This window comes from Rhizobium sp. TBD182 (assembly GCF_001950375.1).
Lineage (GTDB): Bacteria > Pseudomonadota > Alphaproteobacteria > Rhizobiales > Rhizobiaceae > Agrobacterium > Agrobacterium tumefaciens.
The window spans coordinates 1228056-1237210 of sequence record NZ_BDLN01000001.1; the positions used below are offsets into that span (position 1 = coordinate 1228056).

9 protein-coding genes are annotated in these 9155 nt (G+C 60.0%); 3 read left to right on the forward strand and 6 right to left on the reverse strand.

Features of this window, described 5'->3' with window-relative positions; translation table 11 throughout:
* Positions 1-413: Tex-like N-terminal domain-containing protein (locus tag T18_RS27595; protein WP_323455203.1), on the reverse strand; the 413-nt coding region annotated here is incomplete at its 3' end.
* Between the two features lie 201 nt (positions 414-614).
* Here T18_RS27595 and purD point away from each other — a divergent pair.
* The 3 genes from purD to T18_RS06210 all read left to right on the forward strand — a co-directional run bounded on the left by purD (position 615) and on the right by T18_RS06210 (position 4707).
* Entirely contained in the window at positions 615-1886 is a 1272-nt protein-coding gene (gene purD / locus T18_RS06200; RefSeq protein ID WP_038489915.1) for a phosphoribosylamine--glycine ligase, read from the forward strand.
* A gap of 157 nt (positions 1887-2043) precedes the next feature.
* Positions 2044-2556, forward strand: a complete 513-nt coding sequence (locus tag T18_RS06205) for a plant virulence effector HPE1-like domain-containing protein (protein ID WP_038489914.1) — start codon at positions 2044-2046, stop codon at positions 2554-2556.
* 327 nt (positions 2557-2883) lie between these two features.
* Positions 2884-4707 carry a methyl-accepting chemotaxis protein gene (locus T18_RS06210; RefSeq protein ID WP_038489911.1) on the forward strand — a complete coding sequence of 608 codons (1824 nt, stop codon included), beginning with the start codon at positions 2884-2886 and terminating at the stop codon, positions 4705-4707.
* Positions 4708-4765: 58 nt separating this feature from the next.
* Here the strand turns inward: T18_RS06210 and T18_RS06215 are convergent, their stop codons facing one another.
* The 5 genes from T18_RS06215 to T18_RS27600 form a co-directional block, all read right to left on the reverse strand.
* Entirely contained in the window at positions 4766-5251 is a 486-nt protein-coding gene (locus T18_RS06215) for a DUF523 domain-containing protein (RefSeq protein WP_038489908.1), read from the reverse strand.
* Positions 5251-5565 carry a DNA-binding protein gene (locus T18_RS06220; RefSeq protein WP_003515190.1) on the reverse strand — a complete coding sequence of 105 codons (315 nt, stop codon included), beginning with the start codon at positions 5563-5565 and terminating at the stop codon, positions 5251-5253. The genes T18_RS06215 and T18_RS06220 overlap by 1 nt, the downstream gene beginning before the upstream one ends.
* Before the next feature lies 1 nt (position 5566).
* Positions 5567-5911, reverse strand: a complete 345-nt coding sequence (locus T18_RS06225) for a type II toxin-antitoxin system RelE/ParE family toxin (RefSeq protein ID WP_003515189.1) — start codon at positions 5909-5911, stop codon at positions 5567-5569.
* A 41-nt stretch (positions 5912-5952) separates the two neighbouring features.
* The gene (gene glyS / locus T18_RS06230; RefSeq protein WP_038489905.1) at positions 5953-8106 is read right to left on the reverse strand and encodes a glycine--tRNA ligase subunit beta; all 2154 of its coding nucleotides are present in this window, start codon (positions 8104-8106) and stop codon (positions 5953-5955) included.
* 98 nt (positions 8107-8204) lie between these two features.
* A partial coding sequence (locus T18_RS27600; RefSeq protein WP_323455204.1) for a DUF2207 family protein occupies positions 8205-9155 on the reverse strand: 951 nt, incomplete at its 5' end.

Genomic DNA, 9155 nt, shown 5'->3' on the forward strand with positions numbered 1-9155 from the left:
GCTGCGCGGTTTGCCCAGATCGCTTCGGCCAGCGGACCGAGACCGCGCTCGCGGGCGATTTCGGCGCGGGTGCGGCGCTTCGGCTTGTAGGGCAGATAAAGGTCTTCCAGCTCCGCCTTGGTGCCCGCCTGCATGATCTTGACCATCAGGGCGTCCGTCATCTTGCCCTGACTGTTGATGGTATCAACAATGGAGGCACGGCGCGCATTGAGTTCACGCAGATAGACGAGGCGTTCGGCAAGCGTTCGAAGCTGGGTATCATCCAGCCCTCCTGTCGCTTCCTTGCGGTAACGGGCGATGAAAGGCACGGTCGCTCCCTCGTCCAGCAACGCCACTGCCGCCTTCACCTGATCGGCGCGGGCGTTGATTTCGGAGGCGATGAGCGTGGCGAGGCGGGCATTATCTGCGGTCATGGGGTTCTCTGATGTCACATCTGGAGCGGCGAACATAATGTCTGATTGTGGCGTGACAACAAGAGGCGGCAACGATTCCACAGGAAAGGCTGAGTTCGAGGGAAAGACGGGCATTTGAGGCGCTTTCTCCTTGACCTTTCGCCCCCCTGCCCTTAACGCCCCTCAAACAAGGTTACAGGCGAATTTGCAGGGGTGTTGACCATGAAAGTTCTGTTGATCGGTTCCGGCGGACGCGAACATGCGCTGGCGTGGAAAATCGCCCAGTCCCCCCTGCTCGATGAACTTTATGCCGCTCCCGGCAATCCCGGCATCGCCGACCATGCGACACTCGTTTCGCTTGACGTGGAAGACCACGCCGCCGTTATCGCCTTTGCCAGGGAAAAGGCGATCGACTTCGTCGTCGTCGGACCGGAAGCGCCGCTGGTTGCGGGTCTGGCAGATGATCTGCGTGCGGCTGGTATTGCCACCTTCGGGCCTTCGAAAGCAGCCGCTCAGCTTGAGGGTTCCAAGGGGTTCACGAAGGATCTATGCGCCCGTTACGATATTCCAACCGGGGCTTATCAGCGTTTCAAGACCGCCGAACCCGCAAAGCAATATGTCCGTGAACAGGGCGCACCCATCGTCATCAAGGCCGACGGGCTTGCCGCCGGCAAGGGCGTAACGGTTGCCATGAGCGAGGCGGAAGCGCTTGCCGCCATCGACGACTGTTTCGACGGCGCTTTTGGCGCTGCCGGCGCCGAGGTTGTGGTGGAAGCTTTCCTCGACGGTGAGGAAGCCAGTTTCTTCTGCCTTTCCGATGGCAAAACCGCGTTGGCGTTGGCAACAGCCCAGGACCACAAGCGCGTGGGTGATGGCGACACCGGCCCCAACACCGGCGGCATGGGCGCCTATTCCCCCGCCCCGGTGATGACACCGGCCATGGTGGAGCGTACTATGAAAGAAATCATCGAGCCGACGATTTCTGGCATGGCGAAAGACGGCAATCCCTTCTCCGGCGTATTTTTCGCCGGTCTGATGATCACCGCCAAAGGCCCCGAGCTGATCGAATACAATGTGCGTTTCGGCGATCCGGAATGTCAGGTGCTGATGATGCGCCTCAAGAGCGACCTGCTGCCGATCCTCTACGCCACTGCTACCGGCACGCTGGACAAGGTAGAAGCGGAATGGCGCGACGATGCGGCGCTGACCGTTGTTCTAGCTTCCAAGGGTTACCCCGGCGCCTACGACAAGAACACGCCCATCGCCCATATTCCCGATGCCAGCGAAGAGGCAAAGGTGTTCCATGCCGGGACGGCGCTGAAGGACGGCAGACTGGTGGCGACGGGCGGACGCGTGCTGAACGTCACCGCCTTTGGCAGGAACGTGACGGAAGCGCAGGCGCGCGCCTATGCGCTGGCGGACAAGGTGGAATGGGAAAACGGCTTCTGCCGTCGCGATATCGGCTGGCAGGCCGTGGTGCGCGAAAAAGTCTGACCATTCAAGGCATACAGCGGCCCGAGCGCAGATTTCGCTCAATTTTTACCAAGTTTGCTGACCTGATGGAAACGAAAGACCGATAATATCTGCCGAACATTGAAGGGCGCATTCTGTCTCGATCGTGAGGCTGCGCCGTCATTTCGGGGGTTTTTCGATGCGTCGTCTTCTTTTGACAGCGGTTGTCGCGGTGACCGGCGGGTCTGCGATGGCGTCTTCCATCGAATATGTAAACGGCACCCACACCAGCAATGGCAGCTTCGTTCGTCTCGACTGCGCCCGCTGCCAGCCCGTGAAGGACAACTCTGCCCCCGAGGGCTTTGCCATCCCCTCCATCGAGCCGGGCACGCAGCACACGGAAATGCGTGAAATCGAGGGTAAGCGCACGCTGGTGCGCACCGAGGCCTGGCTTGGCGGCGCGCCCGTCACCTTCGTCAGCACCAATCCCGCTTGGATGCCGCAGGAAACCCCTGGCACCGCAATTGCCACCTATGATGAGGGTGAAGCTGGCACTCCCCCCGAGGAAACGGCAGCCACGCCAGCAGGCATAGACATGACCGCGACCACGGCAGCGACGAAGACAATTTCGGCGGCCAATGCCACGGCACCGTCAAGCGCATCAGCAATGGCGGCACCCGATTTCCAGGATTTCAAATTGCGCGGCAATTGACCGACAGTGTCGGCGGCGTCTTTGATGACAAAAGTCAAATAATCGCGTCATCGCTGCATTTTTCGAAGTGCACGGCAACCATCCGGTGAATAATAAATTATGCATCCATTATTCTGCCAAGCACGCTCATAAAGCTTTTGCTAATTAAATATTTATTCAAATTTTTTGCCGCTAAGTGACCTCATAGTGCGATGCAGCACGACATGAGGGCTTGGAGCGGACTTTCGCTTTCAGGCTGATCACAGCGCATCAGGCGCCTTCCCATTTTCGAAACTTCGGCAGCGCGCGGCTTTTTCCGGCTCGCGACGCAAAAGCTTGTGAGCGCCCATGAAGAATCTTTCCATTTCCCGTCAGCTGATCGTGCTCGTGGTGGCCCTTATGGCCGCCTTCGCAGCAGCAACGTTTTACCAGCTGAAATCTGCCACCGACGCGATCTATGAAGAACGCTACGGCATGCTGCGGACACAGGTGCAATCCGCCATTTCCATCCTGCAATCCTTCCACGACAAGGAAAAGGCCGGGACACTTTCACGCGAAGACGCCATGAAGCAGGCCTTCGCCACCGTCAGCGCCATGCGGTTCACCCCGGATGGCTATCTGTTCGGTTACGACTACGACGTGACGATGAAATTCCATCCCGACGCGAAGCGTGTCGGCAAGAACTACAAGGGCAAGCCGGACAGCAAGGGCTTCCAGTATCGTGACGAGCTCGTACGGCTTGGCCGCAACGGCGGCGGCCAGACGGATTTCTACGGTCCGAAGCCCGGCATGGAAGGCAATGACTACGCCAAAAGCTCCTACGCCCTTGCTTTTGAGCCCTGGCAGGTGGTGGTCGTGACCGGCGTTTACATCGATGATCTGAATGCCCAGGTTCGTGGCGAGGTGATGAGGGCGCTGTCCATCGGTGCCGCCATCTTCGTGCTGGCACTTGCCGCCGCCTTCTACGTCATCCGGGGCATCTCGAAGCCGCTCGGCGACATTCACAGGGCGCTCGGTGAAGTCGCCAATGAGAACGTCTCGCTCACCATACCCCATACCGGGCTGACCAACGAGGTGGGCATGATGGCGAAGGCCACGGCCTCGCTTCAGGACAAGGTGCGGGAGCGCCACGCCATGCAGCGCCGGGAGGAAGAACAGCAGCAGCAGCTCAACGCCGAGCGCCAGAACAACCTCGACATGCAGCGTGACGAGGCCGCATTGCAGGCGCGTGTCGTCACCACCATTGGCGAGGCGCTGGAAAAACTCGCCGGCGGTGATCTGACCGTGCGTTGCGCCGATCTCGGCAACCGTTACGCCGCGCTGCGCGACAACTTCAACGAGGCATTGACCCATCTCGACGCCGCCATGGCCAAGGTGAATTCCAAGAGCATCGATATCGGCGGCTCGAAGGAAGAAATTCGCAAGGCCTCCAACGAGCTTTCGCAGCGCACCGAACGCCAGGCGGCAAATCTCGAGGAAACCTCTGCCGCGCTCGACGAGTTGACGGTTGCGGTGCGCCAGACGGCTGAAGGTGCAGCCGACGCCGCCAAGCGCGTCACGACAGTCAGCTCCGAAGCGATGCGCAGCGACCGGGTGGTGGAAGAAGCGATTGCGGCGATGAGCGGCATCGAACAATCTTCCGATCAGATTTCGAACATCATCGGCGTGATCGACGACATCGCTTTCCAGACCAATCTTCTGGCACTGAATGCGGGCGTGGAAGCGGCGCGTGCCGGGGAAGCGGGCAAGGGCTTTGCCGTGGTGGCACAGGAAGTGCGCGAACTTGCGCAGAAATCTGCCGCCGCCGCCAAGGAGATCAAGGACCAGATCGCCCGCTCTTCCAACCAGGTGGAAAACGGCGTGCGTCTTGTCGGCGAAGCCGGTGACGCGCTGAAACGCATCTCTGACCAGATCAAATCCGCCAACGAGATCGTCGGCAAGATCGCCCATTCGGCGGCCGAACAGGACACGACGCTGCGCTCTATCTCCACATCGCTCAACCAGCTCGACGTCGCCACCCAGCACAATGCGGCGATGGCGGAAGAGACCACGGCTTCGGCGGAAGCGCTGGCCGTCGATACCGAAGAGCTGCTGAACCTCATCCGCGGCTTCCGCGTTTCCTCCAGCCACCAGCTGCACGGCATGGCAGAGCAGATGCGCATGGCGGGGTGATAGACGCTGAGGTGATGGATAAACGAAAACGCCGGAGGAAACTCCGGCGTTTTTTGTTTCAACGTGTCAGAGTATCCAGCCGGTCGATATCGACAGGCGAAAAGACCGTAATTCCCGCTCTTTCAAGCAGCGCCGCCGTCACGCCATTGCCCGCATGTTTGATGCCGGAGAACGAGCCGTCATAGATCGCGACCGATCCGCAGGACGGGCTGCCGTCGATCAACAGCGCGTGCGTGCAGCCATTGGCTTCAGCAAGGGCCAACGCCTTTTCCGCACCGGCAATAAATTCCGCCGTGACATCGCCGCCGGTTACTTCCAGCACCCGGGCGCGGCCTTCCAGCACATCGAGACCGGAAGCTCCCTTCTCGATCTCTGCCGGCGGGCGCGGCACGGGCATCCCGCCCGCCATTTCCGGACAGATCGCCACCAGCCTGCCTTCATCCCGCCAGCGGTCTATCGCCGGGTGTACGAGAGGTTTGCCCTTGCCGTCATAGCGGACCGCCTGGCCGAGAAGGCAGGCGCTGATGAGGATTTTGGTGATCATCAGGCCGCTGCGACAGCGAGATGTATACCCGAGTTCTTCTGAAGCGCTTGAATGACACTAAACAGATTATCGGCCCGGGGATTTCCCTTCGGGCCGAACATGCGCATCAGGCTTTTCGCAGGCACATCCACGTGTTTGGATAAAGTCTCGAAACCGATCGTGGCGTTGATGAAATCTCGCAATACCGACTTGCCGGTTTCGACATCTCCCTCCAGCAACAGTTCCACAGCATCCGACAAGAGAGCCGCCCGGAAGGCTGGGTCTTTTTCCGCCCTCGCCTTGACTGTCTGTTTGAATTCCCGCGTTAGCGCCATGTCAATCACCCATCCCGGCACCCTTGTGGGCGCCCTTTCTGGATTTATAATCCTGCCAAAAGGCCTTGGCCGCTTCGATATCGTTCTGCTGCCGCGCCTTGGTTCCACCAATCAGCAATATCACCAGCTCATCACCGTCACGCCCGAAATAGACACGATATCCGGGGCCATAATCGATCCGGTATTCGAGAACACCGGAGCCAACGGATTTTACGTTGGAGAGATTGCCCTGCCCCATCCGGGTCACGGCCATCGTTACCTTCGACGCTGCACGCGCGTCGATCTTCACGAACCATCGCTCAAATGGGCTCGATCCGTTAGGGTCCAGATATTCAACGACCTTCATGGAGCAATAGTAACATAAACATTACCATTGGCAACCCTGCCTCACCCCGTAATCTTCGAGAAATCCGCAACCGTTCCGGTGGCTTCACGAATGGCCTTCAACAGCGCCAGACGGTTTGCGCGGATGGCCGCGTCCTCGTCGATGACGAGCACATCCTCGAAAAACTTGTCGACGGGCGCGCGAAGCGTCGAAAGCGCCTGCATGGCGGAGCGGAAATCTTCCGTCTCGACGGCCTTTGCGGCATCGGCGGAAGCGGTCTTGATCGCCGCGTAAAGCGCCTTTTCGGCGTCGAGCTTCAGCAGTTCTTCTGAAACGCTGTTCGCAACCACGGTGCCCTTCTTTTCCTCTGCGGCCAGAAGCTGAGTGGCGCGCTTTGCACCGGCCAGCAGGTTCCGGCCATCTTCGCCGGTGATGAAGGCGGTCAGCGCCTCGACACGGCGGGCGATCATCAGCAGATCGTCGGACTCCGGTGTCAGGACTGCATCGATCAGATCGTAGCGGGCGCCAAGATCGCGCAGATAGACCTTCAGGCGGTCGTGGAAGAAGGAAAGGAGGTCAGTATCCTTCGCGACGCTCAAGAGAGGCAGGCGCACGTTCTTTTCAAGCAGAATACGAACCACGCCCAGCGCCGCACGGCGCAGTGCGAAGGGATCCTTCGAACCGGTAGGCTTTTCATCGATGGCCCAGAAGCCGACGAGCGTGTCGAGTTTGTCGGCGAGAGCAACCGTGATCGCCACCTTGTCGGCTGGCAGGCGGTCGGAGGGACCCTGCGGCTTGTAGTGATCCTCGATCGCCGCGGCGACACTTTCGTTTTCGCCCTGCAAGGTTGCGTATTTTCGGCCCATCAGGCCCTGAAGCTCGGGGAATTCGCCGACGGCTTCGGTGCGCAGGTCGGCTTTCGCCAGCACCACGGCGCGGTCCACCAGAGCAGCATCGGCACCGACGACGGGGGCCAGAGCCTTGGCCAGTTCGCGAATGCGGGCCACACGCTGCCCTTGAGTGCCGAGCTTGGCATGGAAGGTAACGTTCAGCGCATCGAGCTTGGCCATGCGCTGGTCGAGCGGCTTCTTGAGATCGAGGCCAAATTTCGCAGCCGAATCCTTGAGCGTCTCCAGATCGGGCAGATCGCCCTGGTCACGGTTCCAGAAATGGCGGGCATCCGACAGGCGGGCGCGGACGACCTTGCCGTTGCCATGGATGATTTCCTTGCCGCCGTCGCTTGCCTCGATGTTCGAGATGAGGATGAAGCGGTTGGAAAGACCCTCTTCCGCACCCTGATTGCGGGTGACGAAACACTTCTGGTTGGTCTTGATGGTCAGCCGGATGATTTCCGCCGGGATCTGCAGATAATCCTCCTCGAAAGTGCCCATCAGCACCTGCGGCCATTCGACGAGGCCGGAGACTTCTTCCAGCAGGCCTTCGTCTTCCACCAGCTCAAGGCCGTTGGCAAATGCCAGATCCTTGGCATCGTGCAGGATGATATCCTTGCGGCGGTCGGCATCGAGAATGACCTTCGCCTTTTCAAGGCTGGAGACATAATCCTCGAAACGGCGCACGGTGATCGGACCCGGCGCATGGAAACGGTGGCCATAGGTGACGTTGCCAGCGACGATGCCGTCGATGACAAAGGGAATGACCTGGGTTTCGTCATGTTCGGGGCCGAACAGGCAGACGATGGATTGCAGCGGGCGCACCCAGCGCAGGCTCTCCGAGCCCTTGCCTTCGATGCCGGCATAGCTGGAACCCTTCGGCATGGAGGCCGGGCCGGAGCGCATGGATTTCGGCCAGGGGAAGGAGCGGATGATGCCGGGCATCACCTCGGCGATGATCTCTTCCGCCGGGCGGCCGGGCTTGTTGATGATGGCGATGTAGAAATCGCCTTTCTTCGGATCGGAAACGACCTGAGCTTCGGAGACATCATTAAGGCCAGCGCCGCGCAGAAAGCCCTCAATCGCCTTTTCGTTGGCATCGGTGCGCGGACCCTTCTTTTCCTCACGCACATCGGCGGAGCGGGCATTGAGGCCGCGAATATCCAGCGTCAGGCGGCGCGGCGTCCAATATTCGCGCGCACCCTCATAGGTCAGCCCTCTCTCCACCAAGGCGTCAGTGACGAGTTTCTTCAGATCGCCCGCCGCCTTGCGCTGCATGCGTGCGGGGATTTCCTCGGAGCGAAGTTCAAGCAGAAGATCGGGCATGGGATAAGGACTTTAATCTGTTGCAAAAGAGTGTCGCGGACTTAGCAAGACCAGCGGCAAAAGTCATCAGCTATCGGTTAAATTACCGCCGGTGGACGTTACCAGCCGCCACCACCACCGCCGCCGCCGCCCGAACCGGAAGAACCACCGCCACCGCCACCTGAAAAGCTGGAGGAAGATGAGCTGACAGGCTGGGGAATGGTGGAAGCGATTGTATTCGCCATGGAAGTGGAGAACCCACCAATCCGGTCTCCGAAGCTGCCGTAATTGCTGCCCAAATACCAGCCGGGCGCATAACTTGCCGCGGCGGCACCAGCGGCGGCTGTCGCGAGCCAGGTCTCGAAGGTACGGCTCCAGGGTTTTTCCACGCCGAGCGCGACCGCATAGGGCAGCAATGTCTCAAAATGCTGCGGCGACATGGCGGGGGCATCCGCCATATTCATCCGGTCCTTTTCCGCCAGCGTCAGATAGGTTCTGAGGCCCTCGATGCCGTCCATCAGCTTGCGGCCGAGCGGCGTCGGCGCACCCATCAGGAACAGGAACAGCGCGTTGGTAAGCACGATGCCGCCGATGGCAGCCAGCGCCAGCGACTTGGTGTCATGCGTCACATCCAGCAGGATCTGTGTGGCAATGCCGCCAATGACCGAAAAAGCCACAAAACCGGCAAAGGCCAGCATGACGATGCCGCCGATGCGCTTGCTCAACGACGCACCACGCGAGAACTGTCGGCCGATGCCGATCGACAGGATGCTGAAGAAGAAGGCGAAAAAGCCGAAGACCAGCACGGCGGCAATGGCGCTTTCATCGAGATCACCGAACACCAGCGTCGCGACGATGATGGCGACGCTGAAGAAGATGCCGAAAACGATGTAACCGGCGTTGCTGCGGTAATATTTGCCGCGGTGCTCTTTCTCTATCGCCGCGCGAAACTGCTTGCCGACTTTTTCGACTTCCGTTCCATGCGCCTTGTCGATGGTGAGCGTCTCGCCCGGACCACCGATGGAGGACAACAGCGTCTTCTGCCCGCTCGGCAACTCCGCCCCAGCCTG

Coding starts and splice junctions, on each gene's coding strand:
- purD (WP_038489915.1), top strand. CDS start 615: ATGAAAGTTCTGTTGATCGGTTCCGGCGGACGCGAACATGCGCTGGCG.
- T18_RS06205 (WP_038489914.1), top strand. CDS start 2,044: ATGCGTCGTCTTCTTTTGACAGCGGTTGTCGCGGTGACCGGCGGGTCT.
- T18_RS06210 (WP_038489911.1), top strand. CDS start 2,884: ATGAAGAATCTTTCCATTTCCCGTCAGCTGATCGTGCTCGTGGTGGCC.
- T18_RS06215 (WP_038489908.1), bottom strand. CDS start 5,251: ATGATCACCAAAATCCTCATCAGCGCCTGCCTTCTCGGCCAGGCGGTC.
- T18_RS06220 (WP_003515190.1), bottom strand. CDS start 5,565: ATGGCGCTAACGCGGGAATTCAAACAGACAGTCAAGGCGAGGGCGGAA.
- T18_RS06225 (WP_003515189.1), bottom strand. CDS start 5,911: ATGAAGGTCGTTGAATATCTGGACCCTAACGGATCGAGCCCATTTGAG.
- glyS (WP_038489905.1), bottom strand. CDS start 8,106: ATGCCCGATCTTCTGCTTGAACTTCGCTCCGAGGAAATCCCCGCACGC.